38 protein-coding genes are annotated in these 26463 nt (G+C 63.2%); 23 read left to right on the top strand and 15 right to left on the bottom strand.

Annotated elements, in window-relative coordinates; all coding sequences use genetic code 11:
* Positions 1–113: 113 nt before the first annotated feature.
* The 3 genes from EKK97_RS19405 to EKK97_RS19395 all read left to right on the top strand — a co-directional run bounded on the left by EKK97_RS19405 (position 114) and on the right by EKK97_RS19395 (position 2556).
* Positions 114–716 carry a PRC-barrel domain-containing protein gene (locus tag EKK97_RS19405; RefSeq protein WP_159554444.1) on the top strand — a complete coding sequence of 201 codons (603 nt, stop codon included), beginning with the start codon at positions 114–116 and terminating at the stop codon, positions 714–716.
* Between the two features lie 156 nt (positions 717–872).
* Positions 873–2153 carry a M20/M25/M40 family metallo-hydrolase gene (locus EKK97_RS19400; protein ID WP_159554442.1) on the top strand — a complete coding sequence of 427 codons (1281 nt, stop codon included), beginning with the start codon at positions 873–875 and terminating at the stop codon, positions 2151–2153.
* 58 nt (positions 2154–2211) lie between these two features.
* Positions 2212–2556: a hypothetical protein gene (locus EKK97_RS19395; RefSeq protein WP_159554440.1), complete on the top strand. Its 345-nt coding sequence runs from the start codon at positions 2212–2214 to the stop codon at positions 2554–2556.
* On the opposite strand, the gene EKK97_RS19390 is transcribed toward EKK97_RS19395, so the two are convergent.
* Positions 2551–2763: a DUF3820 family protein gene (locus EKK97_RS19390; protein WP_159554438.1), complete on the bottom strand. Its 213-nt coding sequence runs from the start codon at positions 2761–2763 to the stop codon at positions 2551–2553. The genes EKK97_RS19395 and EKK97_RS19390 overlap by 6 nt on opposite strands.
* Positions 2764–2904: 141 nt before the next feature.
* Here EKK97_RS19390 and EKK97_RS19385 point away from each other — a divergent pair, with 141 nt between their 5' ends.
* From EKK97_RS19385 to EKK97_RS19370, 4 genes are all read left to right on the top strand, one after another.
* Positions 2905–3999 (top strand): SDR family oxidoreductase, encoded by a 1095-nt coding sequence (locus EKK97_RS19385; protein WP_340162987.1) that lies wholly within the window; start codon positions 2905–2907, stop codon positions 3997–3999.
* Positions 4000–4261: 262 nt separating this feature from the next.
* Positions 4262–5005: an endonuclease/exonuclease/phosphatase family protein gene (locus tag EKK97_RS19380; protein WP_234286687.1), complete on the top strand. Its 744-nt coding sequence runs from the start codon at positions 4262–4264 to the stop codon at positions 5003–5005.
* Entirely contained in the window at positions 5002–6213 is a 1212-nt protein-coding gene (gene clsB, locus EKK97_RS19375) for a cardiolipin synthase ClsB (protein WP_159554436.1), read from the top strand. The genes EKK97_RS19380 and clsB overlap by 4 nt, the downstream gene beginning before the upstream one ends.
* A 13-nt stretch (positions 6214–6226) precedes the next feature.
* Positions 6227–7207, top strand: coding sequence for a lysylphosphatidylglycerol synthase domain-containing protein (locus EKK97_RS19370; RefSeq protein WP_201296936.1), 981 nt, complete (start codon positions 6227–6229; stop codon positions 7205–7207).
* Positions 7208–7226: 19 nt separating this feature from the next.
* Here the strand turns inward: EKK97_RS19370 and hmuQ are convergent, their stop codons facing one another.
* Positions 7227–7559, bottom strand: a complete 333-nt coding sequence (gene hmuQ / locus EKK97_RS19365) for a heme-degrading protein HmuQ (protein WP_159554432.1) — start codon at positions 7557–7559, stop codon at positions 7227–7229.
* Between the two features lie 90 nt (positions 7560–7649).
* Between hmuQ and EKK97_RS19360 the strand changes: the two genes are divergently transcribed.
* Positions 7650–7943 (top strand): helix-turn-helix domain-containing protein, encoded by a 294-nt coding sequence (locus EKK97_RS19360; RefSeq protein ID WP_201296935.1) that lies wholly within the window; start codon positions 7650–7652, stop codon positions 7941–7943.
* Positions 7944–8057: 114 nt separating this feature from the next.
* On the opposite strand, the gene EKK97_RS19355 is transcribed toward EKK97_RS19360, so the two are convergent.
* The 4 genes from EKK97_RS19355 to EKK97_RS19340 form a co-directional block, all read right to left on the bottom strand.
* A complete protein-coding gene (locus tag EKK97_RS19355; RefSeq protein ID WP_159554428.1) occupies positions 8058–8471 on the bottom strand; it encodes a VOC family protein in 414 nt (137 codons plus the stop codon).
* 92 nt (positions 8472–8563) lie between these two features.
* Positions 8564–9088 (bottom strand): YgjV family protein, encoded by a 525-nt coding sequence (locus EKK97_RS19350; protein WP_159554426.1) that lies wholly within the window; start codon positions 9086–9088, stop codon positions 8564–8566.
* A 66-nt stretch (positions 9089–9154) separates the two neighbouring features.
* Positions 9155–9622, bottom strand: a complete 468-nt coding sequence (gene bfr / locus EKK97_RS19345; RefSeq protein WP_159554424.1) for a bacterioferritin — start codon at positions 9620–9622, stop codon at positions 9155–9157.
* 200 nt (positions 9623–9822) lie between these two features.
* The gene (locus EKK97_RS19340) at positions 9823–10650 is read right to left on the bottom strand and encodes an SDR family oxidoreductase (protein ID WP_159554422.1); all 828 of its coding nucleotides are present in this window, start codon (positions 10648–10650) and stop codon (positions 9823–9825) included.
* A gap of 105 nt (positions 10651–10755) precedes the next feature.
* Here EKK97_RS19340 and EKK97_RS19335 point away from each other — a divergent pair, with 105 nt between their 5' ends.
* From EKK97_RS19335 to EKK97_RS19325, 4 genes are all read left to right on the top strand, one after another.
* Positions 10756–11688: a LysR family transcriptional regulator gene (locus tag EKK97_RS19335; RefSeq protein ID WP_159554420.1), complete on the top strand. Its 933-nt coding sequence runs from the start codon at positions 10756–10758 to the stop codon at positions 11686–11688.
* Positions 11689–11767: 79 nt separating this feature from the next.
* Complete coding sequence (locus EKK97_RS19330; RefSeq protein ID WP_159554418.1) at positions 11768–12598, top strand: AraC family transcriptional regulator; 831 nt, start codon at positions 11768–11770, stop codon at positions 12596–12598.
* A gap of 59 nt (positions 12599–12657) precedes the next feature.
* Positions 12658–12933 (top strand): hypothetical protein, encoded by a 276-nt coding sequence (locus tag EKK97_RS25985; RefSeq protein WP_340162900.1) that lies wholly within the window; start codon positions 12658–12660, stop codon positions 12931–12933.
* On the top strand, positions 12864–13268 hold the full coding sequence (locus EKK97_RS19325; RefSeq protein WP_340162899.1) for a LysE family translocator: 405 nt from the start codon (positions 12864–12866) through the stop codon (positions 13266–13268). Before EKK97_RS25985 ends, EKK97_RS19325 begins: the two co-directional genes overlap by 70 nt.
* Positions 13269–13289: 21 nt before the next feature.
* On the opposite strand, the gene EKK97_RS19320 is transcribed toward EKK97_RS19325, so the two are convergent.
* Entirely contained in the window at positions 13290–13682 is a 393-nt protein-coding gene (locus EKK97_RS19320; protein ID WP_159554416.1) for a GFA family protein, read from the bottom strand.
* 178 nt (positions 13683–13860) lie between these two features.
* On the opposite strand from EKK97_RS19320, the gene nfsA reads away from it, so the two are divergent.
* Positions 13861–14592, top strand: a complete 732-nt coding sequence (gene nfsA, locus EKK97_RS19315; RefSeq protein WP_159554414.1) for an oxygen-insensitive NADPH nitroreductase — start codon at positions 13861–13863, stop codon at positions 14590–14592.
* A 15-nt stretch (positions 14593–14607) separates the two neighbouring features.
* Here nfsA and EKK97_RS25520 read toward each other — a convergent pair whose 3' ends face one another.
* Together EKK97_RS25520 and EKK97_RS19310 are read right to left on the bottom strand one after the other, a co-directional pair.
* Complete coding sequence (locus EKK97_RS25520) at positions 14608–14739, bottom strand: hypothetical protein (RefSeq protein ID WP_267964087.1); 132 nt, start codon at positions 14737–14739, stop codon at positions 14608–14610.
* A 19-nt stretch (positions 14740–14758) separates the two neighbouring features.
* Entirely contained in the window at positions 14759–15253 is a 495-nt protein-coding gene (locus tag EKK97_RS19310; RefSeq protein ID WP_201296934.1) for an Mpo1 family 2-hydroxy fatty acid dioxygenase, read from the bottom strand.
* A 121-nt stretch (positions 15254–15374) separates the two neighbouring features.
* Here EKK97_RS19310 and EKK97_RS19305 point away from each other — a divergent pair, with 121 nt between their 5' ends.
* The gene (locus EKK97_RS19305) at positions 15375–15716 is read left to right on the top strand and encodes a DUF427 domain-containing protein (RefSeq protein WP_159554410.1); all 342 of its coding nucleotides are present in this window, start codon (positions 15375–15377) and stop codon (positions 15714–15716) included.
* A 66-nt stretch (positions 15717–15782) separates the two neighbouring features.
* Positions 15783–15998 (top strand): hypervirulence associated TUDOR domain-containing protein, encoded by a 216-nt coding sequence (locus EKK97_RS19300; protein ID WP_159554408.1) that lies wholly within the window; start codon positions 15783–15785, stop codon positions 15996–15998.
* A gap of 128 nt (positions 15999–16126) precedes the next feature.
* Here the strand turns inward: EKK97_RS19300 and EKK97_RS19295 are convergent, their stop codons facing one another.
* Entirely contained in the window at positions 16127–16462 is a 336-nt protein-coding gene (locus tag EKK97_RS19295) for a hypothetical protein (RefSeq protein ID WP_159554406.1), read from the bottom strand.
* Between the two features lie 164 nt (positions 16463–16626).
* Complete coding sequence (locus EKK97_RS19290) at positions 16627–17076, bottom strand: YHS domain-containing (seleno)protein (protein WP_159554404.1); 450 nt, start codon at positions 17074–17076, stop codon at positions 16627–16629.
* Positions 17077–17302: 226 nt separating this feature from the next.
* Between EKK97_RS19290 and EKK97_RS19285 the strand changes: the two genes are divergently transcribed.
* Positions 17303–18373, top strand: a complete 1071-nt coding sequence (locus EKK97_RS19285; RefSeq protein ID WP_159554402.1) for an Acg family FMN-binding oxidoreductase — start codon at positions 17303–17305, stop codon at positions 18371–18373.
* Here EKK97_RS19285 and EKK97_RS19280 read toward each other — a convergent pair.
* Both EKK97_RS19280 and EKK97_RS25045 read right to left on the bottom strand, forming a co-directional pair.
* Complete coding sequence (locus tag EKK97_RS19280; protein ID WP_159554400.1) at positions 18336–19595, bottom strand: type II toxin-antitoxin system HipA family toxin; 1260 nt, start codon at positions 19593–19595, stop codon at positions 18336–18338. The genes EKK97_RS19285 and EKK97_RS19280 overlap by 38 nt on opposite strands.
* 153 nt (positions 19596–19748) lie before the next feature.
* Positions 19749–19922, bottom strand: a complete 174-nt coding sequence (locus EKK97_RS25045; protein WP_236551292.1) for a helix-turn-helix domain-containing protein — start codon at positions 19920–19922, stop codon at positions 19749–19751.
* A 272-nt stretch (positions 19923–20194) separates the two neighbouring features.
* On the opposite strand from EKK97_RS25045, the gene trxC reads away from it, so the two are divergent.
* Complete coding sequence (gene trxC, locus EKK97_RS19270; RefSeq protein WP_159554398.1) at positions 20195–20629, top strand: thioredoxin TrxC; 435 nt, start codon at positions 20195–20197, stop codon at positions 20627–20629.
* Between the two features lie 41 nt (positions 20630–20670).
* Positions 20671–21012 carry a cupin domain-containing protein gene (locus EKK97_RS19265; protein ID WP_201296933.1) on the top strand — a complete coding sequence of 114 codons (342 nt, stop codon included), beginning with the start codon at positions 20671–20673 and terminating at the stop codon, positions 21010–21012.
* Here the strand turns inward: EKK97_RS19265 and EKK97_RS19260 are convergent.
* Entirely contained in the window at positions 20970–21710 is a 741-nt protein-coding gene (locus EKK97_RS19260) for a 5'-methylthioadenosine/S-adenosylhomocysteine nucleosidase (RefSeq protein ID WP_236551291.1), read from the bottom strand. The two genes, EKK97_RS19265 and EKK97_RS19260, sit on opposite strands and share 43 nt — an antisense overlap.
* Before the next feature lie 151 nt (positions 21711–21861).
* Here EKK97_RS19260 and EKK97_RS19255 point away from each other — a divergent pair, with 151 nt between their 5' ends.
* From EKK97_RS19255 to EKK97_RS19240, 4 genes are all read left to right on the top strand, one after another.
* Positions 21862–22683: an AraC family transcriptional regulator gene (locus EKK97_RS19255; RefSeq protein WP_159554396.1), complete on the top strand. Its 822-nt coding sequence runs from the start codon at positions 21862–21864 to the stop codon at positions 22681–22683.
* Between the two features lie 103 nt (positions 22684–22786).
* Positions 22787–23518 carry an AzlC family ABC transporter permease gene (locus EKK97_RS19250; protein WP_201296932.1) on the top strand — a complete coding sequence of 244 codons (732 nt, stop codon included), beginning with the start codon at positions 22787–22789 and terminating at the stop codon, positions 23516–23518.
* Positions 23515–23826: a hypothetical protein gene (locus EKK97_RS19245; RefSeq protein WP_159554394.1), complete on the top strand. Its 312-nt coding sequence runs from the start codon at positions 23515–23517 to the stop codon at positions 23824–23826. Before EKK97_RS19250 ends, EKK97_RS19245 begins: the two co-directional genes overlap by 4 nt.
* A gap of 143 nt (positions 23827–23969) precedes the next feature.
* Entirely contained in the window at positions 23970–24374 is a 405-nt protein-coding gene (locus EKK97_RS19240) for a GFA family protein (RefSeq protein WP_159554392.1), read from the top strand.
* Between the two features lie 182 nt (positions 24375–24556).
* Here EKK97_RS19240 and EKK97_RS19235 read toward each other — a convergent pair whose 3' ends face one another.
* On the bottom strand, positions 24557–25198 hold the full coding sequence (locus EKK97_RS19235) for a DsbA family oxidoreductase (protein WP_159554390.1): 642 nt from the start codon (positions 25196–25198) through the stop codon (positions 24557–24559).
* Between the two features lie 226 nt (positions 25199–25424).
* On the opposite strand from EKK97_RS19235, the gene EKK97_RS19230 reads away from it, so the two are divergent.
* On the top strand, positions 25425–26438 hold the full coding sequence (locus EKK97_RS19230; protein ID WP_201296931.1) for a sensor domain-containing diguanylate cyclase: 1014 nt from the start codon (positions 25425–25427) through the stop codon (positions 26436–26438).
* The last annotated feature ends 25 nt before the right edge of the window (positions 26439–26463 follow it).

Raw genomic sequence — 26463 nt, 5'->3', positions numbered from 1 at the left:
CAAGCGAAACGCTTACGCTTCGTTGCCATTTATTTCCCTAATTTTCTTTTGGCCGTCAGCGTAAGCGCTATTTTCAAAAGGTGGGTACCGAGTCAACTCTAGGAGGGAGTGCAATGAAAAGGACCTTGCTGGCCATCATGATCGGCGCCATTTCCACCGGTATTGCCGGAGGCGCCCTGGCCCAGGACAACGGTGAAGAAGAGAACGGGCTCAATGGCGATGCCGCCGTTGGCGAAGAGCAATCCACCATGGGCGATACCGGCGCCGAACCGATGGATGAGGGTGCCGAACCGATGGATGAGGGCACCGAGCCGACGGACGAAGGTGCCATGGGCACCGATGACGCGGGCGGTGCCGATGCCATGGCCACCGGCAGCCAGCTCGACGATTCGCTGCGCGACATGCAGGTCAGCGAGATCGAGGGCATGACCGTGGTCAATCTCGAGGACGAGGAGATCGGCGACGTGCAGAGCGTGGTGCGAGACAACGACACCGGCGATTTGCACGTGGTAGTCACCGTGGGTGGCCTCTGGGGCATGGGCGGTACCGACATCACCTTGCCGCTGGCGGAAATGCAGCTCCAGGACGATCAACTGGTGATCCAGGAGAGCTATGGCGAAGAAGAGCTCGAGGAATCCGCCGAGGAATATGACGAGGAGCGCTACAGCGAACTGGACGACGATGAAATGACCCTGGGCGATGCCTGGGGGCAGTAAGACCCTCCAATCCTAGCTTGCTGGATCGATCGTAAGGGCAAGGCCATATGGCCTTGCCCTCTTTATTGGGTCGATACCTGCTCCCGCTCGTCCTACCATCTGGCAGACTACGCTGTAGGCGTATCCCGAGGATTCGAGACAAGGAAGCGACACGACATGAGCGAGACGAACAAGCCTTGGGCCGAGCCCATGCCGGAACGGCAGTTCACCCTGATGCGGCGTATTCTGGATGCGCCCAGCCCCGTGGGGCTGGAAGGCGCGATGACCTATGGCGTGCTCAAGCCCCATTTCGAGAGCTTCGCGCCACGGGACTGGCACATGCGCCAGTACAAGGGACACGCCGGGGTGGTGTGGGACACCCACCCGGGCCGCGATGACCTGTTCAAGGTGATGATCATTGGTCATGCCGACAAGATCCGCATGCAGGTGCGCAGCATCGGCGACGACGGCAAGATCTGGATCAATACCGACGCCTTCCTGCCCAACGTGCTGGTCGGCCACGAGGTCAAGCTGTTCAGCGAGGACCCCGAGGCGCCGGGGAGCTACCGCATCATCCAGGGCGGCACGGTGGAGGCGCTGGGTGCCATCCACTTTTCCGACGCCGCGCAGCGTGAGGGCAGCAAGGGCATCAAGAAGGAGCAGATCTACCTCGACCTGCAGATTCACGGCGAGAACAAGAAGCAGCAGGTGCTCAACCTGGGTGTGCGCCCCGGGGACTCGATCATCTTCGACCGTCCCATCCGTCACGGCTTCAGCCCCAACACCTTCTACGGCGCCTACCTGGACAACGGGCTCGGCTGCTTCGTTACCGCCGAAGTGGCACGGCTGATCGCCGAAGCGGGCGGCACCGAGAAGGTGCGCCTACTGTTCGCCATTGCCAGCTACGAGGAGATCGGCCGCTTCGGCAGCCGTGTACTGGCCGGCGAGCTCAGGCCCGATGTGGTGATCGGCGTCGACGTGAACCATGACTACGTGGCCGCACCCGGCATCGGCGAGCGGCGTATGCAGCCACTGGAAATGGGCAAGGGCTTCACCATGTCGGTGGGGGCGATCGCCAGCGAGCAGCTCAACCGCATCATCGAAACCACGGCCCGGGAGCATGGCATCCCCATGCAGCGTGACATCGTCGGCGCTGACACCGGCACCGACGGCATGGCCGGCGTGCTCGCCGCAGTGGACTGCGCCGCCACCTCCATCGGTTTTCCAATTCGCAACATGCACACCATCTCGGAAACCGGCAACACTCAGGACGTGCTGGCCGCCATTCATGTGCTCACCCGCACGCTCCAGGCGCTGGATGCCCTACCGGATCCGCACCGTGAGTTCCTCGACAACCACCCGCGGCTCGACCAGGCCGAGCGGCTGACGCATCAGGGCTCGGCCAAGCCCGAGGAGCATCGGGGCGAGACGGGCCATCGGCAGAAGCATCCCTCATGAACAACGACGGCGGGAGAAGTTGCTCCCGCCTCGAGTTCCCGTCATGGAGAGTGTCGTCATGCTGACTAGCCAGGCCCGCCACCTGCTCGAAGCGACACCGGCTTCGGCGCTGCCGCTGACCTACCAGAAGCTCGCCGAGGCGCTGGGGCTTACCCCGCCGCGGACCATCCAACGCGTGGCCCAGGCGCTCGAGGCGCTGATGCGCGAGGATGCCGAGCGGGGTCGGCCGTTCGTCGCCGCCTTGGTGGTCAGCCGGCGCGATGGGCTGCCGGCCCAGGGCTTCTTCGAGCTGGCCGTGGCGCTGGGTCGTTTCCCCGCCGATCCGGGCCGGCATGTCGAGGCTTATCGCGAGGAGTTCCGCCGGGCACTCGCCGAGCGGCCTTGCGCTGACCCGGGCTCATGACCGGCGCAGCGGATCGAGCAGGGCGCCCAGTCCGTTGTGGTCGATCTCGTGCATCAAGTGCAAAAGTTCGCCAATCTCGCCGGGCGGAAAACCCTCGCGGGCGAACCAGTTGAGGTAAGGGCCAGGCAAGTCGGCGATCAGCCAGCCTTCGTACTTGCCGAACGGCATCTTTCGCGTGACCAGCTTTTCCAGGTATTCAGGCTGCACTTCGTTCTCCTCCGTTCTGCTTTCTACGCTGCTGCGTATCCCACCAGCAAACCCATTCCCGGGCAAGCAGGTAATCTCCTACCTGGCGGCAACACACGGTAACCGGGGAGGCATTGAATCGTCGCAGAGGCGGGCTAGGGTCTGATAAGGCTTATCCGAAATCCCAAGGCCCGAAATCCCAAGGAAAGGAGGTCCACGCATGGAGCCCGATCGTTCCCACGACCCCGCACGTCGCAAGTTCGTCGGTGGCCTGGCCAGCGGTATGGCGGCAGCGGTTGCCGCGCCTGCCTTCGGCCAGCAGAACGGCGCTGGCCAGGCCTCGGCCGAACGCAGCGCCGCGGGCGACAACCCCCTCGCCCAAAAGCAGAACCCTCTCGAGCAGTACCCCGGCCGCCGTTTCCCGAACAGCCCCAGGAGTGGCCGGGCCTGGCCGGCGAGATGGAGCCGCGGCCGGACCACGGCGAAGAGAGTTACCGCGGTAGCGGGCGCCTGAACGGTCGCAAGGCGCTGATCACCGGCGGCGACTCCGGTATCGGCCGGGCGGCAGCCATTGCCTACGCTCGCGAGGGCGCCGACGTGGCGATCAACTATCTGGAGGTGGAGGAGCCGGATGCCCGCGAGGTGATCGAGCTGATCGAGGCGGAAGGGCGCACGGCAGTCGCCATTCCCGGAGACATCCGCGATGAGGCGTTCTGCCAAGAGCTGGTTGAATCGGCCGTGGAGCAGCTCGGCGGGCTCGACATCCTGGTCAACAATGCCGCACGTCAGCAATGGGCCGAGTCGATCACGGACATCAGCACCGAAGACTTCGATGCCACCATGAAGACCAACCTCTACGCGATGTTCTGGATTACCAAGGCCGCGCTTCCGCATCTCGAGGAGGGCGCTTCGATCATCAATACCTCCTCAGTGGTGACCTACGACCCGCCGGAGATTCTCGTCGATTACTCGATGACCAAGGCGGCCATCACCAACTTCAGCAAATCGTTGGCCAAGCAGCTCGCCGACCGGGGCATTCGCGTCAATGCCGTGTCGCCCGGCCCGTTCTGGACAGCGCTGCAGCCCAGCGGCGGCCAGCCCCAGGAGAACGTCGCCTCGTTCGGTCAGGACACGCCCATGGGGCGGCCCGGCCAGCCGGTGGAGCTCGCTGGCGTCTACGTGCTGCTGGCCTCGCAGGAATCCAGCTACGCCACTGGCCAGGACTACGGCGCCACGGGCGGTGAGGGCAAGCCGTAGCCCGCCGACAGCGATTCCGAGCATGGCGAGACACCGCCACGTATCGCCGTGCTCCTTTTTCCCTCCGCACCGTCTTCGCTTGTCGCGTGGGACTCGCGGCGTTCTGTCGTCAGAAGCAGGCACCTTCATCCACTGCTAAGCTTTCTTTTGATTGAGTGGCCGGAGGTGCCTTGTCTAATCGTGGGCCTTGTCTAATGGTGGGAAAGGGATATTGGCAGTGAGTGTGACGGAACGGAAGCCGCAACAGGAACTGCAACAGGCAGTGCCCATAGCGTCTCTGCAGGTCATGACGATCAACGTGCACAAGGGCTTCAACGTGTTCAATCGTCGTCATATCCTGCCGGAGCTGCGTGACGCCGTGACCACGCTCTCCGCCGACATGGTGTTCCTCCAGGAGGTGCATGGCGAGCACAAGAAACACCCCCTGCGCTACCGCGACTGGCCGGACGTGCCGCAGTACGAATACCTGGCCGATACCATGTGGCCGGAATTCGCCTATGGCCGCAACGCCGTCTATCCCCACGGCGATCATGGCAATGCGCTGCTGTCCCGCTACCCGATCCTTCAGTACGAAAACAGGGATGTCTCCATCCACGGCACCGAAAGACGCGGGCTTCTTCACTGCCAGTTGGCGGTTCCCGGACAGCCCACGGTGCATGCGATCTGCGTGCATCTTGGGCTGCGCCACAAGCATCGCCTGCGCCAGCTCAAATTGCTGTGCGAGCTACTGGACACGATACCCGAGGATAAAGCGGTCATCGTGGCGGGAGACTTCAACGACTGGCAGTTGAAGGCCGACAGGGTGCTGGCCGAATGCGGGCTGCATGAAGCGTTCGTGCACTGTCATGGACGACCGGCGAAAACGTTCCCGGCGCATTGGCCATTGCTGCGCCTCGATCGTATCTACGTGCGCAATGCCGTATGTCGCAACCCCCGCGCCCTCTATCGAAAGCCGTGGTCGCATCTCTCCGATCATGTTCCCCTCATTGCAGAGATAGGCTTGTGAAATTCCAGTGGAAGGAAGGCAACGACGCCGAATTGTTGATCAATGGCAGCGAGTACTTTCCCGATGTGTTCGAGGCGATTCGCTCGGCGCGTCGGGAAATCCTGATCGAGACCTTCATTATCTTCGACGATGAGGTCGGCCAGGCGCTGAAGGAGGCCCTGCTCGAAGCCGCGGCGCGGCAGGTGCGTATCGAAGTCACGGTGGACGGCTACGGCACGGCGGACCTTGGGGATGAATACGTCGCCGAGCTGACTGAGGCCGGGGTACACATGCATATCTACGACCCACAACCCCGTCGCCTCGGCGTGCGCACCAACCTGTTCCGCCGCTTGCACCGCAAGATCGTGGTGGTGGACGGTGAGGTGGCCTACATCAGCGGGATCAACTTCGGCTGGGACCACCTGCCCGAGGCATACGCCATGGGCAAGCAGGACTACGGCATTCGCGTGCGGGGGCCAATCGTCGAGGACATCCGCCGCACCGCCAGGGCGCTGCTGCTGGAACACCAGGCCGTGCGGGGGTTGCCGGAAACCCTGGCGGAAACGCCACCGGTGGGGCAGGCCGCCATGCGTATGGCCATCCGCGACAATCACCGACACCGCACCGACATCGAAGATCACTATCTACAGGCGATTCGTACGGCCAGGTCGCGGCTGGTGATCGCCAATGCCTATTTCTTTCCCAGCTACCGTATCTGGCGTGAGCTGCGCAATGCGGCCCGGCGGGGTGTCGAGGTGGTGCTGATCCTGCAGGGCCGGCCCGACATGCCCTGGGCCAGGATGTTCTCCAGCTCGCTGTACAGCTACCTGCTCAAGGACGGCATCCATATCTACGAGTACAAGGAGCGGCCCCTGCACGCCAAGATTGCCATCGCCGATGACGAATGGGCCACGGTAGGGTCGAGCAATCTCGATCCGCTCAGCCTCTCGCTGAACCTGGAAGCCAACCTGTTTATTCGCGATGCCAAGCTCAATCGCAAGATCCACGATCACCTGATGGAGCTGATCGAGAACAGCTGCCACATGGTTACTCCCGAAGCGGCGGAAAGGGGGCGCTGGTGGCGGGCTCCGCTAATGTTCGTGAGCTACCATTTCCTGCGCCACTTCCCGGTCAGCGTGGGCTGGCAACCGGGCCACACCCCGAGGCTCGAGCCGCTGACACCAACCCCTCAGGCCCAGAAGCAGGACAACGAACAGGAACTGCACTGAAGCAAGGATGCCTATGAACGCTTCCGCAACGCACAGGTCCCGCTCACGCCAACGCTGGCTCGGCTGGGCAAAGCGCATCGTCACCCTGGCGTTCTTCGTGCTGGTGGTCGTGCTGCTGTTCTCGCTCATCAGAAACGTCGACTGGCCGGCGGTGGCCGAGACCCTAAGAGGCTACAGCCTGCTGACCCTGGCGGGCGGGTTGGTCATTGCCGTCGCTAGTTATGTCGCGTTCAGCAGCTACGACCTGCTGGGCAAGAGGTACACCGGGCACGAGCTGTCGGTCCGGCAAGTCCTCGAGGTTGCCTTCGTCTGTTACGCCTTCAACCTCAACCTGGGCGCTTGGGTCGGCAGCCTGGCCATGCGCTACCGGCTCTACACCCGCCTGGGCCTCGGGGTGGGCACCGTGACCCGTGTGCTCAGCATCAGCCTGATCGCCAACTGGCTGGGCTACATGCTCCTCGCCGGTACCATCTTCTCATTTCGCCTGCTCGAACTGCCGCGAGCGTGGGAGATCGGCGCCACGGGCCTTCAAATCATCGGCTTTGGATTGCTGGGCGCCTCGTTGGCCTACCTGCTCGCCTGTCGCTTCTCCAAGCGACGCGTATGGCATGTACGAGGCCACGAGATCGTCCTGCCCCCGCTCAAGCTGGCGCTGATGCAAGCAGCGCTGGGAGCGGCGAACTGGTCGCTGATGGCTACGCTGATCTACCTGCTGCTGCCGGAGGAGGTGTTCTTTCCCAGCGTTCTCGGCATCCTGCTGATCAGTGCCATCGCCGGGGTGATCACCCACATACCTGCCGGCCTCGGCGTGCTGGAAGCGGTCTTCCTCGCTCTGCTCCAGCATCGCCTTGCAACGAGCGAGATCCTTGCCGCGCTGATCGGCTACCGCGCCCTCTACTTCCTGCTGCCGCTGGCGGTGGCTTTCCTGATGTTCCTGGTGCTGGAACGGCGGGGGAGGAAGCGCAAGCGGGCCGAGAGAGTCAGCGATAGATAGCCGGACGCGCGGACAGGAGTCAGCGTTGGCTGGCGTCGCCTACCGTCTGGATGACCTCGAAGCCCTCGAATTTCGGCGGACCCAGGTACAGCCCCTCGCGACGGCTCTGGCCGGCATTGGCATGCGCCTTGCGAAATGCCTCGGAGTGGGTCCAGGCCTCGAAATCCTCGCGTGAGCGCCACACGGTATGCGAGGCGTAGAGCACGTGATCCTCCTCTTCAGGGCCGCGCAGCATGTGGAACTCGACGAAGCCGGGCAGCCCCTGCAGATGGGTCTCGCGCTCCAGCCAGATCTGCTCGAACTCTTCCACCCTCTCGGGGTTGACCCGGAAACGGTTCATGGCAATGAACACAGCGACTCTCCTTGGATGTGGTGGCGGTGGCCTGGTGGGTACAGCCTGAAGAGTGACGATGACACCTTGCCCGCGGCGGGGCAAGGTGGGGTGGGGGCTGGAAAGGCGCTGCACTTCACCCAGCAGGACATCACCGACCGGGCCGGCATGGTACGTCAGCAATATCAACGGCTTGAGTGTGGTGGTGCCCCGCGTCTGGATACGCTCGAGCTGGCTGCGGATGGGCTCAATGCCAGACTTATGCTGATCCCATTAAAGAAATTGTATGCTGTACAGGCACTATTGAGAGAAGGGCCGAAGCGGGCCGAGCGTCTGGATGAAGACCCATGGCAAGGTCTTTTGGGAGACGAAGAGTGTGGTGAAAACGGACGCGATGGTAAATGAAGCTCCTTTGCTGAAGTCGTACTGGAGGGTGCCAAGGCATGCGGTATCGCACTGACTCGCTACAAGCCATAACGGCATAAGGCGGCCGATGGCCGCCGTCTTCAATGACGCTGCTCATTCTGCAGTTGGGGGTATGGCCGCCGGGTCCATCCAGAATGACTCCCAGACGTGTCCATCGGGGTCTGCCAGGGAGCGGCCGTACATGAAGCCATGATCTTGCCGCGGGTTGATGTCGGCCGTGCCGCCATTGGTGCCGACCGTCTCGATCATGGTATCCACCGCTGCGCGGCTCTCGCAGGAGAGGGCCAGCATCACCTCGCTGGAGTCGGTCGGCGGAATCGGGCGGTCGGTGAAGATGCGCCACTTGGCATGGGTGAGCAGCATCACGTGGATCGTTTCGCTCAGCACCATGCACGCCGCCGTTTCATCGCTGAAGTTCGGGTTGTTGGTAAAACCGAGCGCCTCGTAGAACGCCATCGACTTTTCGAGATCGGCAACGGGCAGGTTCACGAAGATCATGCGCGACATGGAAAGCTCCTTCTGACTGGAAGAGGGAATGTACTCTCCTGTATCGGATGGGCCGGGGCGGTTTCGACAGTTGGGCTGGAACTCGTTCGGCCTCAGCCCATGTACTGCAACCGCGCCTCGCGCCGCAGGCGCAGCATGGTGATCACGTTGGTCAGAAAGATCAGGCTTTCGGCGATGGTGCCGCCGATGGAGCCCGCCAGCAGGTTGCTGGCCACCCAGCACAGCGCCGCCGCGGCCAGCGCGATGCGCATGGGAATGCCGCGTAGCATGAACATGCCGTAGGTGCCGAGCAGGCCCGCGGCCAAGGCTGGGATGTCCCGCGGGCCGCTCCAGGTCGCTAGGGCGACCGCCACGGTGGCGAGCAGCATGGCCAGCATGACGGCACGGTTGCGAGGAAAGCGGCGCACCAGGGCGATGCGCAGCACGATCAGTGCCGAGATGCCGGAGGCCACCCAGCTCTCGAACAGGGCGAACTGTGCCGCGAAGGCCACGTTGGCGAACAGCAGCAGGACGAACAGGCGGTCGTCGCGCTTGCTGGCGAAGGCGACCAGGCACAGGGTCAGCGCCACCAGGCTGACGCCCTGGCCCAGCAGCCACCGGAGTCCGATCTCGTCCATGCGCCATTCCGTTATCGAGCTAAGAACTCGAGCTTAGCATGGCGACATCGCCAGGGCGCCCCGGGCTTACATCTGCGAGAGGAGGTAGTTCGGTTTGCCCAGCATCTTGATCAGTCGCAGCTGCTGCTCGAGCCAGTAGGCATGATCTTCTTCGGTATCGGCCAGCAATCCCAGCAGCACGTTACGGGTCTGGAAGTCGCGCTCCCGCTCGCACAGGGCAATGGCTTCCTTCAGGGCGTCGCCCACCTCGTATTCGAGCTGCAGATCGTTGGCGAGCATCTCCTCCACATCCTGGCCGACGCGCACCGGGGTGCGGGTATGCATGTCGGGTTTTCCTTCCAGGAACAGGATTCGCTCGATCAACTGCTTGGCATGGCCCTTCTCGTCGTCGAACTCGTGGGCGATGCGCTCATAAAGCTTGGTGAGCCCCCAGTCGGCGTACATTTCGGAATGAATGAAGTACTGGTCCATGGCGGCGAGTTCCGCCGCCAGCAGGCCGTTCAAGGCGTCGATGATGTCTTGGTTGCCTTTCATGGGGTTCCCTGTATTAGCCGAGGGTGGTGATCGGCCTATCCTAGTGCGAGTCGAAGGGCTGGTCAATTTTTCCTTTAAATTCAGCTGCTTGATATTATCTTCGCGTGCGATTCGCATTCGGCTTCCCATGCGGCCGCAAGGAGCCGCCTCGGCGTGCTTGCCGAGGCGGCTCCTGTAGGGACTCACGACATTGGCTCGACTCAATCGACATCGGCAGAAAAGGCCACGTCGCGCTGTGCCTCGAGCATGCGGAGGCGCTCTTCCAACGCCTGCTTGATGCCCGAATATGCCGTGCTGCCGAGTGCCAGCCGCAATGGCGGCTTCGCCGCGTCGGCGGCAGCGATCATGGCGTCTACCGTCCTGGCGGCATCGCCTTTTATCTCGAAGCTGCCATCTGCCAGGGCGCGCCTGACATCGCCCGCCGGCGTTGCGTCATAGGCGCTCATCGGCGCTCCGCGCACGAGCCCTGCGGCGAAGTCGGTCGCGGTGGGGCCCGGTTCGACAATGATGAAGTCGATCCCGAACGGCGCCACGTCCTGCGCCGTCGCTTCGACGAAGCCCTCGATGCCCCACTTGGTGGCGTGATAGAGCGAGAAGTTGGGGTAGGCCTTCTGGCCGCCTTCGGAGGAGACCTGTACGATGCGTCCGCCGTCTTGGGCGCGCAGGTGGGGCAGCGCCGCGCGGATCAACTGAATCGAGCCGGTGAGGTTAGTGGCGATCTGGTGATCGATCTGCTCATCGCTGAGTTCTTCGGCGGCACCGAAGAGCCCGTAGCCGGCATTGGACACCACCACATCGATCCTTTCCATACGCTCGAAGGCCTGTCTTGTGACCTCGCGGATCCCAGCCACATCGGTAAGATCGAGTTTCAGCACCAGCAGGCGTTCGCCATGGGCCTGCTGCAGTTCGTCGAGCACGCCTTCCCGGCGCAGCGTGGCAACCACGCGATCGCCACGCGCCAGCAGACGTTCCGTCATCAGTCGGCCGAGGCCCGAGGATGCTCCGGTAATCAACCATGTCTTGCTCATCGTTCCGTTCCTTCCTTCGGGTGGATTGACGGCTCCATGGTGGCGCTCCCGATTGGAATGAAGAAGTAGGCTACTGTGGTATGAACTCGTGAGAGGATTTCACTAATGACCAAGCCGACACTGGCCGACCTGGAAGCTTTCGCGGTGGTGGCTGCCGAGCGCAGCTTTCGGCGCGCAGCCGATGTCATCGGGGTCTCGCGCTCGGCGCTGAGCCACCGAATGCGGCATCTGGAAGAACAACTCGGCGTGCGGCTGCTACACCGCACTACCCGCAGCGTTTCCCTGACCGATGCCGGCGGCCGGTTCCTGGCGCGTATCACACCGACCTTGAGTGAACTGAACGCCACGCTGGATACCCTCGCCGACGACCGCGGCGAACCCGGCGGCGTGCTGCGCATCAACGCCAGCAGGGCAGCGGCTCGACTGCTGCTTGCCCATGTCGTGCCGGCTTATCTACGTCGCTATCCGGCGGTGGAGCTCGATCTCGTCAGCGAAGGGCGCCTCGTAGACATCGTCGAACAGGGCTTCGATGCTGGGGTCCGGCTGGGCGAGGCGGTACCCCAAGACATGATCGCGGTGAAGCTGGGCGGTGCCATGCGCTTCCTGGCGGTGGCCTCGCCGGAGTACCTGCATCGATTCGGCACGCCCGGCGTTCCCGACGATCTGCACAAGCATCGCTGCATCCGCCAGCGGCTGCCCAGCGGCAAGCGCTACCGCTGGGAGTTCGAGCGGCGAGGGCAGGAGATCGCCATCGACGTTCCCGGCGCGCTGACGCTTGACGACAACGAACTCATGGTCGAAGCGGCAGCCGACGGCCTCGGCATTGCCTACGTTCCCGAAATCGTGGCCGGCGAACGCCTCGCCTCGGGCCAGCTCGTGGCGCTGCTCGAAGCGTGGAGCCCACCATACCCCGGCTTGATGCTCTACTACCCTGGGCATCGCCACGTACCCGCGGCGCTGCGCGCCTTCATCGACCTGATGAAGGCGCCAGATGTTCAGGCTGGCATGGGTATGGCTCCGGCCGCCGATAACCGCTAGCCATTTCCGCAATAATGTCCAAGCTCCCGTCCTGGGCTGGGCCTAAGCTATGCCATAGTGGCGTTCAGGGAGGTGTGGCATGGCCAAGCAATCCAGTCGGTTCGACTACTACAAAAGCCGGCAGATACCCGGAGTGACAGTGCTCCAGGCATCGCTGAGCGACTTCAGCTACGACCGCCATGCACATGAAGAGTACGCTTTCGGCGTGACCCTTTCCGGCCGGCAGGACTTCTTCAGCGGCGGTGAATTCCACCGCAGCCCGCCCGGCAACGTCATCCAGTTCAATCCGGATCAGGTGCACGACGGCCATCCCGGGGACGATGCCACGCTGGGCTATGTGATGATCTATGTGCCCTCCGCCCAGCTCGAGGCCTCGTTTGCCGATGCGGCGGGGTGCGAACGTGCCGCCCGGTTCCACGGCAGCGAAACCCTGCTGGCCGACCCCGAGCTGCGCCACGCCATCCTCGATCTCGCGCAATTGCTGATCCATTGGCAGGGCACGCGCATCGACCAGGAGCACGCACTGCACCGCATGGCGACTCGCCTGGTGCAGCGGGCCGGCAAGTTCCAGCCCGGCGGCAGGGCGAGCCGCCCCGATGCGCTGCTGCTGAGGGCCAAGGAGTACGTGCTTGCCAACCTGGAAGCGGACCTCTCGCTGGACGAGATCAGCCAGGCCGCCCATCTCTCGAAGTTTCACTTCCTGCGCCTGTTCCGGCAGCAGTTCGGCATCACGCCGCACCAGTACGTGTTGAGTTGCCGGGTCAACGCCGCGCGCAGCGCGCTGGAGGCCGGCGTGGCCCCTTCCGAGGTGGCCTTCCGCTACGGCTTCACCGATCTCAGCCACTTCAATCGCCGCTTCAAGCGCATCTACGGCAAGACGCCCTTTCAGTACCAGCGCAGCGTGACCTAGCGGCACTGAACTCCGGCCGCTCGGCCACACACGACACACCATCTATCGGAGAGACTCCCATGGAGATCGTCGCCTATGCCCTGGGCGTCATGTACACGCCTGGGCCCGTGAACCTGCTCGGCCTGAACGCCGGCCTCAACGGCCAGGCCAAGACATCGCTTGGCTTCTTCGCCGGCGTGGGGCTCGCCATGCTCACGCTATTCCTGCTATTCGGTTGGGCCGGGGCGGCCTGGGTGCGCGGCGACATGCTCGCGGTGGTGGGGCAGTGGGGTGCGGCTACATTCTCTACCTGGCGCTCAAGGTCGCCCGCTCCAGCATCGATCTTGGTGCGGTAAAACACGTACCGCGCGTGCTGAGCTTCCGTGATGGCCTGATCATGCAGCTCTGCAACCCCAAGGCGATGATCGCAACCCTGCCGATCGCCACCATCCAGTTCCCCGCCGCCGGCATCCATGGCGTGAGCCTGCTGTTCTGGTCGCTCGGGCTGGCTGCACTGGCCTTTGGAGCTCCCACCAGCTACGCGCTCATGGGCGCCGTGGTTGGTCAGCGCCTCGCGAGTCCCTGGCTGCTGAAGGGCTTCAGCCTCGCCATGGCCGCGCTGCTGGTGTGGGTCGCGATCACCATCGGCTACGAACACGTGTGGCTGCCGCTGGCCTCGGGCACTTTTTGAGAGACCCCTTTCGCCGCGCGGCTACTCCTCAATCCGCCCCGTATCGTCACGATCGCAGTCGTAGCGCTTCATGTGCGGAAACGGCGGCAGCCAGGCCTCGCGGCGCACGACCCAACTTTCGTAGGTGGGCCTTAGCTGGTCAGGGGTATCCAGGGTGCCCAGGTGCACCTCGACTTCGTCCCCGGTGCGGGCGAACACCGACGAGCCGCAGCGGGGGCAGAAGAAGCGCCCATGGTAGTCGCGGGTTTCGCCTTCGATCGCTACCGCCTCCTGGAGGAACACCGCGGAGGCGTAGAAGAGCGCGCCATGATGCTTGCGGCAGTCCAGGCAGTGACAGATGCCGACGCGGTAGGGGCGTCCCGACGCCACGATGCGCACGTTGCCGCAGAGGCAACCGCCGGTGTACTGGTCCATGCTGCGCCTCCTAGGGATCGAGTAACCGGAGCTTCAGGGGGCCTAAGGGGGCAAAGTGCCCTTCGGCGACGATAATGCCAAAGATAGCGGTCAGCCCAGCGCCTGGCGAAATGCAATGCGCGTCGAAATAAAAGATAATAAGCAGGGTAACGAAACGACACGCATATCATGAGGCGACATGAACCCCACCATCGAACTGCTGAAATCCCATCGCTCGATTCGCAAATTCACCGACCGCAAGATCCCGCATGAGCTCTTGGTCGAGCTGATTCGTGCCGGTCAGGCCGCCGCGACCTCCAGCCATGTCCAGGCCTATACCGTCATCCACGTTAAGAACCCGGCCAACCGCGAGAGGATCGCCGAGCTGGCCGGCGGGCAGTCGTACGTAGCTACCGCCTCCGATTTCCTGGTGTTCTGCGCCGACATGAAGCGACCCACCGAGGCCTCGGAACGCACCGGCGCCAACGTCGTGCGCGGTATGACCGAGCAACTGCTGGTAGCCAGCGTGGATACGGCGCTGATGGCCCAGAACGTGGCCATCGCCGCCGAGTCCGAGGGTCTCGGGATCTGCTACATCGGCGGCATTCGTAATAACCCGCAGGCCATCAGCGACCTGCTGCACCTGCCCGAACACGTCTATCCGGTATTCGGCATGTGCCTCGGCTACCCGGCCGCCGATCCGGACGTCAAGCCGCGCCTGCCGGTGGAAGCGATCCTCAAGGAGGACTATTACACCGACGACAGCGAGCTGGTGGCCGCCTTCGATGATGCCATGCAGCACTATTACAGTGAGCGTCGCGGTGGCACCAAGGATTCCAACTGGTCGCGGAACCTGACCCCGCTGTTCGACAGCAAGCTGCGCGCCCACATGCGGGAGTTCCTTACCCAGCGCGGCTTCGAGATGAAGTGAGGCATCTGCCGCCGTTCAATCAGCTTCGCCGCAGCGGCAGATACGAAACTCCCCCGTACCGATATAGGCCGAGGGTAGGGCATCGAACATGTCGCGGCGGTGCGCCTGGTTGGCCGGCAGCAGGCCAAGCAGCATCCATTCAAGCAACAGACGCCGGTAGGGCAGCTCAATGCCCCGCCGGACGCGGCACGCGCACCCCCAACTTGTGCGCCACTTCGAAGGTAACGAAGATCGGGCCGATCAGCAGAAAGACTAGGTCTTCAATGAAGGACGGCTTCTTGCCTTCCACCTTGTGGCCCCATACCTGCACCGCCCACGCCACCACCCAGGTGATCAGCGAGATCCAGAACAGTGGCCATCCCAGGTTCTGGATGGCGAGGATTCCCAACACGGAAAGGGCGAGCCAGGCGAGCATCATCAGGAAGACGCCGAAAGAGAGGCGCAGGTAGACTGCGCTGGCAAACAGGCCCAGCAGGGTGGCGCCATTGATCCACTCGGCGGCGGCACCCTCCAGCCCCAGCCAGCGGCCAATCGGCACCAGCCACAGCAGGCCCAGGGTGGAGAACAGGATGGCCGGCACACAGACGATGTGTACCCACTGGTTCACCGGGTGGCGATGGCTCTCGCCATAGTCGTCGAGAAATTGCTGCAGGCTACGCATGGTCATGCCCTCGTTGTTCTTGGCAGATCATGCTCATGCTAGGCTTGTCGATAGCACGCTGCCTTGTATGTAACCGCTACAGGTTCCAAGCGAGAAATTTCAATGCATTCGAGGTGAAGCGATGACCTCCACCGAGCACCGTATCACCCTTCAACCGCATGATCGACGGGTGCAAGTCATGATCGGCGACACCCTGCTTGCCGATACCACCCGTGCCCTCGAGCTGCGCGAACGTGGCTACCCGCCACGCCTCTATGTTCCCCGCGAAGACGTGAGCCTGGACCGGCTGACCCGCTCCGACACCGTGACCCACTGCCCGTTCAAGGGTGATGCCGCCTACTTTTCGTTCGGCGACCAGGCCGATGTGGCGTGGAGCTACGAGCGACCGCTAGAGGGAATGGAGACGATTGCGGAATACCTGGCATTCGATGACGACAAGGCGCTCGTGACGGAAAGCCGCTAGGCGGAGGGCCGCGACGGCCTGGGCTATGCTTCAGCTCGTTGGACATTCCCCAGGGAGAGGTGAGCCATGGCCAAGCGTTTCAAGGTAGGCGATCACGTGAGCTGGAACTCCGAGGCGGGCCGGGTGAGCGGCAAGATCATCCGCGTTCACACCCAGGATACGGAGTACAAGGGGCACAAGCGCCACGCCAGCGAAGACGAGCCGCAATACGAGATCAAGAGCGACAAGACCGATCATATCGCCATGCACAAGGACTCGGCGTTGACCAAGCTAGACGACTAGGCCTAGCCAGGAGCCCCGGCGGTATCAAACGATTAGCAAAAGGGCCGCTTTTCGGGAAAAGCGGCCCTGCACGTTACGGCTTAAGCAGTCGGCATGTCCGACGTGCTGGTAAATCCTTGAGGTCGGTCTTAGGCGGCTCCCGACTCCCGGAAATGATGCCAGGCATGGTGGTAGAGCACGCCGGCGTAGCCGTTGCGCTGAATGATCTTGAGAATCTTGGCGGGATTTTCTTCATCCAGGGCCTTGTGCAGTTTCGCCTGCTGCTCTTCGTCGAGGGCCTCATACCAGTGGTAGGGCTTACCCTGGGCATTGCTATCCTCGGCCTTGCGCATCAGGTCCATTTCGATACGCCCGCCATGTCGATACAGGATATCGTAACCCTCCTGCAGTTGGGACGACGGCACGTCGCACGGTTTTTCGAGACCTTCCAGCACGTTGTAGTAGTAATAGCTCAGCGGTTGCATGTGGCTCCTCCAGCGGTATGCCGTTGCTTGTCTCTACCAACCTGCTTTCCTCTCTCCATCCTGCCTGAGGCAAGGCGGCGGGCTCAATGGAAAAATGGTCTCTATCCGCGCGCACCCAGGCGACGGCGGCGAAGCCGCGCGGAGCGAGGCCCATCTCGTCGGGCTCACTGCTGGAAGATATTCGGCCAGTGGTCGTCGGCCGCGGCGATGTAGCCGGGAATGTCCCTTTCCCAGCGCCACTGGATCAGCCTGCTGAAGTTCAGATAGAGCTTGCCGTCGACGATCTTCCACGCCTCGGGAATGGTTGCCGCGGCCTCACCGCGCGCCGCTGCCCAAGCGCACCAGCCGCCGTACTGGGGGGCATAGGCTTCGGGGTCTGCCTGGAACCGGTCGCGATGCTCGGCCGACACGAACTGCCAGGTGGCATTGCGCCACTCCCACTGGTAGTCGGGCGAGCCCTGGACCGGTTGCCCCTGGGTGAAGTAGGCCACTGGGTCCGTGCCGCCAATGGCCAGGCCATCGCGGGTAAAGATGCGCCCCTCGGCGAACGCCCCCATGGGCCAAACCAGACCGATCACCAGGGCGGCTGCCAGCCACCAATTCATACGCTTCATGTTTCACCTCCTCACGACTCGTCGCTCCAGAGGTGTTGTCGAGAAATGGTCCTCCCCCTTACAGGCGCTGCCGCCGTACATGACGAGATCAGCCTCAGCCCCAGCAACTGCGTCGATGGCAGTGCCTCGAACATGCCGTGGATCATGCGCTCGGGGGCGGTGTTGGCACTAAACTGAAGTCAGCAAGGGGCATCGGCAAGGGTGTGGAGCAGGGTGGGGGCGGACGATGAACTACGAGCAAGTGGTAAAGACTCTCTGGCGCCATGGTGGCGGGCAGTTGCCCGACCAAGCCGCAAGGCTGAAGGAACTCATTCGCTATGCCACCCTGGCCCCTTCCGGCCACAACACCCAGTGCTGGCGCTTCCACATCGCCGAGGATGCCATCACCATCCTGCCGGATCTCACTCGGCGCACCCCGGTGGTCGATCCGGACGACCACCACCTTTACGTCTCGCTGGGATGCGCCGCCGAGAACCTGAGCCTGGCGGCGCGGGCGCTCGGCATGCAGGGCGAGGTCACCTTCCATCCCGAAGGGGCCGGGGAGGTGCGCGTGACGCTGGCGCCCTGCCACCCGGAGGTCTCCCCACTGTTCGAGGCCATTCCTGCACGGCAATGTTCGCGCACCGACTACGACGGCTCGCCCCTTGCCGATGAAGAGCTGCACTTGCTTCAGGCCGCTGGCACCGGGCATGGGGTTTCCATCAGCCTGCTGACCGAGAAGAAGGCCATCGAAAAGGTGTTGGAGTACGTGCTCCAGGCCAACGGCCGGCAGATCGCCAACGCGGCGTTTCGCCAGGAACTCGAAGGCTGGATCCGCTTCGGCGAGCGGGAAGCGGTCGAGGCTGGGGATGGGCTGTTCGCCCGCTCGATGGGCAGCCCCGCCACGCCGCGCTGGCTGGGCCGCTGGCTGTTTCGCGCGTTGCTGCGGCAAGGCGCCGAGAACGCCAAGGTCGCCCGTCAGGTGCGCAGCTCCGCCGGCATTGCCGTATTCATCTCGGCAGCCGACGACCGGGCGCACTGGGTCGAAGCCGGGCGCTGCTACCAGCGTTTCGCCCTGCAGGCCACGGCGCTGGGCATCTGCAACGCCTTCATCAACCAGCCGGTCGAGGAGGCGAGCGTACGCCCGGCCTTCGCCGAGGCCCTGGGGATCGTCGGCGGGCGCCCCGACCTGGTGGTGCGGTTCGGCCGGGGCAAGGCGATGCCGCGCTCGCTGCGCCGGCCGGTGGAAGCGGTTCTAGTCCCGACAAGCACAGCGTGCCTCAAGACTCGCGATACCCCTCCAGCGCGAAGGGATTGAGAAACTGCCTGCCCCAAAGATAGTCCCGGTCGACTTTGCTCAAGTCGGCTTCATCGCAAACGCTTTCCCACCGTTCCCGAATCGTGGCGAGCTGGCGGCCGATGATCTCTTTTGCCTGCATTTGGGTTAGACCAAGTCCCTCAGCTGCCCTCAGGCAATGGACAAGCTGGCTGCGACGCTCCTGGTCGTGCAGCAGCATCGCTTGAGTGGCTTCTCCCCCGGTTCTTGATTGTGGGCAAATGTCATAGGCTGGCGTCAGCCGATAGGTCTCGCCATCCCAGAAGGCAGCGTGGTTGCGAGCGTGGTCATCGGTATTGCCGCAAAGTATGTTGAAGACGATGCGCCCGAACAGTTCCTGGAGGGTTGAACCCGGCTGGTCGAATTCCGCCCGTATGAGATGGCCCAGATCCTCATAACTGGCATAGCGAGCGGTCATCTCGTCAAGGCCTAACAGAGTCAATGCCGAAAGGACGATCCTCCGGGACCAACCGTCGACGGTTTTCATGCGGTCGAAGCGTTCTACCAGCAGCACGTCTTTACCCAGCGAGCGGGTCATCTCGACGGGAGCCACATCGAGTCCCACGAGACTGGCGAGGCGCATGGCGACGAACTCCGCCTTTACCACGCTATAGAGGTCGGTGCTGGAAGAGAATTTCGCCACCAGCTTGCGATCCCGATCATTTAACAGAGCCTTGGGGCGGGCGCCGCCGATACTGCTGCCGTGCTGAATGGCCTGGTCGAGAGCGGGAGGTAGCGGCTCCCCCGCCTCCACGTATTCAGAAGCCGTCTGCAACTCCGCCAAGGAGGCATCTTGATATTCGCGAGGCTGATATTCGGTGGGAGAGAGCTGAAAATCGAGCGCGCCGATTCGATCCGATCCCGATTCCAGCAGATAAACCATTTCATTGAAGTCGGCCTGATCGGCTCTCGCGCCTGTCTTTCCCGTCAGCCGGTTGATGATGACACGGCGCCCCCAGGCGTCTGGGGACGCATCCCGCAGGCAAGAAGGCAGTGTGCCGTCTGCCTGTTCCTGGCTGCCGGGGCGCAGGGGAAGCTCACGGGGAAAAAGGCTGATGGCATCCTCTCGGGCAAGATAGCGCCGCCCGTAAGCGAAACGGTACCGATCCCGATCCCGATCGTCGCGTTCCACTAGGCCGGCGGTCACTGGAGAGGTCTGATTGGGCAGCCAGACCCAAACATAGGCACGTTGGCTAGAAGTCATCGTCGAGAGGCTCTCGCGGCTGGCGGTAGGCACGCTTGGGCAAGAGTGACAGCCGTTCCAACTGGGTGGTGTACTCGCGTTTCAGGGTGTCAGAATCATCGGTGAACAGCGATACGCCGACCAGCGTAGCTGCTTCGAAGTAGGTGCCGATGGCTACCCGGGGGAACCCTTGGCGATCTGGCGGATCGTGACCACACCAACGCCCACCCGCTCGGCGAGTTCGTCCCGGGTCCAACCCTTGCGTAGCCGCCCCTCCTCGATCAACCCGGCGAACAGGCGAAGCGAGAGGGAGGCTTGGGGGCTGAGGGTGACGTGTCTCGTTTTCATGCCGATAGTATAGTATCGGTTGTAAGCGCTATCGACATTTTAATGTCGGTTTAGGCTGCCGGGTGCCACTAAGCTACCCGGAGCCGCCAATGCCCACCATGAGCCTCGCTTGAACCGTCAGCCGAATCGCCCATCTATTCGGCTCAGCAAGTGAGTCGAATATTCCGCTTTTTCGGCTCATCGGCACGTGCCTACCTGACTGCGCCTGGCTTTGCTTTCGTCCCGAAGGCCTCCATAGTTCTGTCAGTTGTCATTCATTCTGGAGCCCAGCCATGTCCGACTCCCTGCATCTGGCCTGCCCCCACTGCCTGGCCATCAACCGCGTGGCTACGGCGCGCCTGGCCGCTTCGCGCTGCGGCAAGTGCAAGCAGCCAATGTTCACCGGGGCACCCCTGGAACTCACCGGCGCCAACTACGCGGCGTTGATCGAGCGCAGCGAGCTGCCGGTGGTGGTGGACTTCTGGGCCGGCTGGTGCGGACCCTGCAAGATGATGGCGCCGATCTTTTCCCAGACCGCCGCCGAGCTGGAGCCGCGCATCCGCTTCGCCAAGCTCGACACCGAGGCGGAACAGGCCCTGGCCGGGCGCTTCGGCATTCGCAGCATTCCCACGCTGATCGTGTTCAAGCAGGGGCGTGAGGTCGCCCGCCAGGCCGGGGTGTTGCAGGGCTCACAGCTCAAGCGCTGGCTCGAGCCGCACCTGGTCTAAGCCAGACCAGCATGGACCTTTAAATCTACCGTGGAGAGACCATGATGGAGCGCCTGATCCCACCGGCGGCATTGAAGAAGCTGCAGGACAATAACGGTGTGCCCTTTGCCGAGGTGTTCCGACACGGCTCGCTCCAGGTCGAGATCTACAAGCCGGAAGGCGTGGACCGGCAAATGCCGCATACCCGAGACGAGGTGTATGTCGTCATCTCCGGCTCGGGCCATTTCGTCAACGGTGACACCCGACAGCCCTTCGAGGCCGGTGAGGTGCTGTTCGTGCCGGCGGGCGTCGTCCACCGGTTCGAAGACTTCACCGACGACTTCGCCACCTGGGTGTTCTTCTATGGCCCGGAAGGGGGCGAAGCCGCGTCGGACACTCCCTGACCCGGCCACCCATGAGCGTCAGCGATCCAACAGCCCCCGGCCAGCGCCTCGCCGAGCCGGTCCAGGGCGGCGGCCAGCTTCTCGTCGATGACGTGGAGGTACTCCGTCCAGTCGTCGACGTGGTGTAGCTCCGCCTTGCCGTCCGAGATGCCGCGCAGCACCACCAGCGGAACATCGAAGCGGGTGCAGGCGCGCAGGCAGGCGTAGCTCTCCATGTCCACCATCTCGGCGGCGATGGCGGAATAGGCCTCGCCCGAGACGATATTAGCCCCGGTCGAGAGCGTCGCTTCACGAATGCCGGGAATGCGTAGTGGCAGGGGAACGATCGCCGGAAGGTCGAGAAAGGGCGTGGTGCCCTTCTCGAAGCCCAGCGGTGAGGCGTCCATGTCGCGGTAGGCAACGGACGTCGCCTGATAGATCTCGGTCTGCTCGAGCACCCGGCTGCCCGCTGAGCCCAGCGACACCACCAGATCCGGCAGGCGTCCCTGCTGAGCAAGAGCTGCCAGGGCCGCGGTGAGTTCCACTGCCGCCTCCACCGGGCCGACGCCGGTCATGATCGGAATAAAACGCTGCTTGAGATGAGGCCCGTACTCGGCCTCGGCGGCCATGGCGAAAAGAACCTGGTGGCCGCCCAGTGCTGTCAGCGTGGGTGCGCCGCAATCCGCGGCACGGGGGGCAGAAGGTGAGAAATCGTTCATCGATGCGGTTTGCCTTGCCATAAGGGACTTCATGTCAGTGTACCGCCTTGATACAGAGGCCACAGTAATAGGCGGCTAGGTGTCGATCATCTCGGCATCGCATTAACATGTCCAAAAGCCAATCAGCGCCGCAGCAATGCAGGGAAGACAAATGAACGGCAACCAGGACTGGGCGTTACGTGCTCCACCATCCGCGAAGCTGGAGCGCATGGAAGCATTCTTCGGTGGATATGGCTTTGAGCCACACCGCCATGACACCTATGCCATTGGCCGGACGCTGGCTGGGGTGCACTGCTTTCATTATCGCAACAGCATGCGCCACAGTTTGCCGGGCGGGACCATCGTGCTGCACCCGGACGAACTGCACGACGGTGAGGCGGGAACCAATGCCGGCTTCCACTACCGTATCTTGTATATCGAGCCAGCCTTGCTGCAGCAAGCTCTCGGCGGCAAGCCGCTGCCGTTCATACCCGAAGGCATCTCCCGTGATCCGCGGCTGTACGCGGCCACCCAGACCCTCATGCAGGGCATGGAGTGCACAATTGATCCTCTTGAGGAAGACGACGCCATCTATGACCTGGCCCAGGCATTGGCCCTGGTGGCAGGAGCGCGGCGTGGGCGAAAGGCGCTGGATTATCAGGCCGCAGAGCGCGCTCGCGAATACATTCACAGCGCGCTGGACAGCACCATCACCCTCGAAGAACTCGAACAGGCCAGCGGACGCGACCGCTGGTGCCTATCGCGTGATTTTCGGGCACTCTATGGCACCAGCCCCTACCGCTACCTGACCATGCGCCGCCTGGATCATGTGCGCTCATTGATCGTCGCAGGGCAGACGCTGACAGAGGCCGCCCTGATTGCCGGCTTCTCCGACCAGAGCCACATGACCCATCATTTCTGCCGGGCATATGGCATTACGCCGGCGCGCTGGCTGCGAATGCTGCGCTGCCACGGAACGGTCGCTCCCACCTGATCGCTCCCGCAACGCGACCACGGCAAACCTGCACGATCTTACAAGACGCATGTTAAGTCCTCTCTCTAGACTCGCCCTCACGTGACGCAATGGCGAGTGAACGATGAATGATGCGCAACCGGCCATGGATGAGAGGGCGGCACCGTCCGGTGGCAACAGCAGAGTCGCCGTGCTGCGGCGAGTGGCACCAGCGGCAATCGCGGTTGTGCCGGTCAGCATGCTGTTCGGCGTGCTGGCCGTTCGCTTCGACTGGTCACTGCTCGAGGTCGTGGCCATCAGCCTCTTGGGATTCTCCGGAAGTGGCCAGTTTGCCTTGCTGCCACTTGCCGATGCCGGCGCTGGCTTTTTCACCATGCTGCTGGTCACCGCCTCGATCAATAGCCGTTATCTGCCAATCGCCTATATCTCTGCCAAGCGGTTGCCATCGGGGGCTGGCATGCGAGCCTGCCTGGCCCACATGCTGGGAGACGAAGCGTACGCCACGGAGCATGAGCGGGATAACGCCGCCAGCGTGAGGTGGATCCGGCTCATCATTTTCACCGCCTGGGTATTGGCTGGGCTGATTGGCGCGCTGCTGGGGCAGGCCATGCCGGCTGCCTGGCTTGGGTCGGAGGTAAACCTGGGGTATCCCGCCAGTGTGGTGCTGATGTACCTGTCGGCTGTACAGCTGCGAGTTCGGCTGTGGCATCAAGGGCAACGAAGGGGGGCGCTACTGGCCGCGGCCGGAGTGAGCGCAGGTCTGGCACTGCTGTTCATTCTGTGGCTCGGGCCGGTGTACTTCTGGATTCCGAGCGTGCTGCTCGCGACTTTTATTTTGGGGAGAGCGTGGTCGTGAGCGAATCCGTACTGGTGGCGATTGCCGCGCTATTCACCACCAGCTGTCTGGTTCGCATCGCACCGACGTTCATCTCACTGCGAATCGATACACAGACACAGCGCTATTTCGAACGTCTGCTGCCGGCGGCGGTATTCATCAACTTCGCCGTCTACATTGCATATAGTGAAATGGTGCGCGAACCGGTTCCGGCATTGATATCCCTGGCGGTGGTCGGTGCCATTGCCCTACTCAATCTTTTGGGTCTGATTGGCACCGCCGTGCTAGGCCTGACGCTCTACTTCGCACTGGTACACACCTTAGGTTGAAGCAGTCCGTCAGGATCCGATGACCGGATAGGCTTCGATCACTCAGCGCATGCCGCCGTTTGGCTCGCCCCGGCCCAGCGGGGCGTGTGCTTCGGTCGTAAACAGGCCAAGATAGCGAAAACGCCACCCGGGAGAAGACGCCGATGCACCAGGGAAGCTGCCTATGCGGCAAGGTGGAATACGAGTACCGCGGCGAGATCGATGAGGTCTCGATGTGCCACTGCAAGCAGTGCCAGAAGGCCCAGGGCTCGGCCTTCGTTGCCGTGGCGCCCATCCGCTCGGCCGACTTTTCCATCACCCGAGGCGCGGAGTACCTCAAGGAGTATCGCGCCACGCCGGGCAAGGTGAGGGTGTTCTGCGCCGAGTGCGGCAGCCCACTCTACAGCGCCCGCGACGACCTGCCCGAGGCCAAGCGGCTGCGGCTGGGCACGCTGGATACGCCGATAACGCCCAGCAAACGCTACCACGCTTGGGTCTCGTCCAAGGCCGAGTGGTTCGAGTTCGAAGACGGGCTGCCCTGTTATCCGCAAGGCGCGCCGAAGCGCTGATCTTTACCGATAGCCTGGCCTCGTCTCCAGAGCTGGCCGATCCCTTCAGGCCCGGTACATGCCGGCATCTTGCGCCACATGCGCCCCACCCTCGACGGTGAAGCCCTGCTGAGACACCAGAGCGGCACCAACCACATTGGCAGAGTGACCGTGGAAGGCAGAGACTCGAGGTAGGCGGGCCTTCAACTCATGCCGGCTGTCTCGAGAATCGCCTGGCGCAGTGCCTCGGGCGGTTGGGCGCCCGACAGGCCGGTAGTGTCGTTGATGATGAAGGTGGGCACACCGCTCACGCCCAGGCGCCTCGCCTCGTCGAGGCCGGCTCTGACCTCGCGGCGGCCTTGGTCGCTGGCGAGAAAGGCGGGTATGTCGATATTCGCCAGCCCGCCGTCCCGGGCGGCCTTGGCCAGTACCGCACTATCACCGATGTCCTTACCCTCGACAAAGTAGCTGCGGAAGAGTGCTGCGACCACGGCTGTTTGAACACCATGCTCCCCGGCAAGCCAGATCACCCGGTGGGCATCGAAGGTATTGGGCGTTCGCGTCATGCGCTCGTGGTGGATCTGGATGCCGGCCTGGGCGGCAGCGGCCTCCACCTGGGCGTCGAGCGCCTGGGATCGCTCCCACGAGCCGAACTTGGCGGTGCGGTACTCACGCCGCGACAGGCCCCCGGCAGGCATGTCGGGGTTGAGCTCGAAGGGATGCCAGGCCACCGATACGCTGATCTCCTCGGGCAGTTCGGCCAGGGCGAGGTCGAGGTGGCGTTTGCCGATGAAGCACCATGGGCAGATGGCATCGGAGATCACGGCGATGTCGACGTGGGGCATGATCGCGGAGCCATTGGGTAGGGTTTCCTCGTACCCTAGCATCTCCAGGTCGTGTTTGAACGATGTCAGCCATCGAATAGCGAAACGGTATCGTAAGCGCAAGCCACCGGGAAAAGAGACCGGTGTTCTGTGCCGAGTGCGGCAGCCCGCTACGGATAGGCTGGCGACACTTGCCAGGTCAGGTGGTTGCTGTAAAGGTAGTGTAAACCTCGCCGTGGGTGACCGCATGACAGTTGAACCACCTCAGCAGATGCAGCAATCCTTCCACGATGCCCTCATGGGGCATCCGCTGATTCGCGAGCTGTGGAATCACTTCCCCGAGAACATGTTCCTGGTACGTGTGGAGGATAACGGACACTTCACGGTCGAGGCAGCCAACCCGGCGCAGCTCGACACCATTGGCCGTGAGTGCCTGGGCCAGCCGCTGCCGGCATTCTTGCCCGCTGCTACGGCTGAGTCGATCTATGCGCGCTACCGTGAATGCGTGGCGCGGAACAAGCCGATGCGCTATCAAGAGCATGCCGCCTTCTTCGACGAGCATGGCAACGAGCAGTACGGCTACTGGCTGACGCTGATCGTGCCGCTGCACAATGCTGACGATGCCCCGCAGCGCGTCACTCACCTGTTCGGCATCTCTCAGGACGTGACCGAACTGCACCGGGCCCGGGATGCGCTGGAGCGCCACAATCAGGTGCTGGAAGCACGCGTGGAGCAGCGTACCGCTGAATTGCAGTACGCCAACCGCGAGCTCAGGTTGCTCAACGGCCAGCTCGAGGAGATGGCCACCCGCGACTTCCTGACCGGCTGCTACAACCGTCGACATATCGAGACCCTGGGCCAGCGCGAAATTGAGCGGGCACGGCGCTACGGCACTTCGCTCAGCGTGTTGATGATCGATCTGGACGCCTTCAAGCAGGTCAACGACACCCAAGGCCATGCCGCAGGTGACGCCGCGCTCAAGCGCGTTGCGGCGAGCCTGCAGAGCGCCTTGCGCGCAAGCGACCTGCTGGGCCGCTTCGGCGGCGATGAATTCATGATCCTGCTCCCCGAAAGCAGCAACGAAGACGCCCGTGCCACCGCCGAGCGACTGCAGCAGCAGACGCACGAGCTGGCCGCCATCTCGATCAGCGTGGGGGTTGCCACCCTGCGCCGCGATGACAGCCTGGAAAGCCTCGCCGTCCGCGCTGACCAGCAGCTACTCGCCGCCAAGCGGGAGTATCATCGAAAAGTGTCCGGTTAAACGCATTCTACGAGAAGGTGGCCCT

It is taken from the genome of Billgrantia tianxiuensis (genome assembly GCF_009834345.1).
GTDB lineage: Bacteria > Pseudomonadota > Gammaproteobacteria > Pseudomonadales > Halomonadaceae > Halomonas > Halomonas tianxiuensis.
This window is presented reverse-complemented; position numbering and strand designations above follow the sequence as displayed.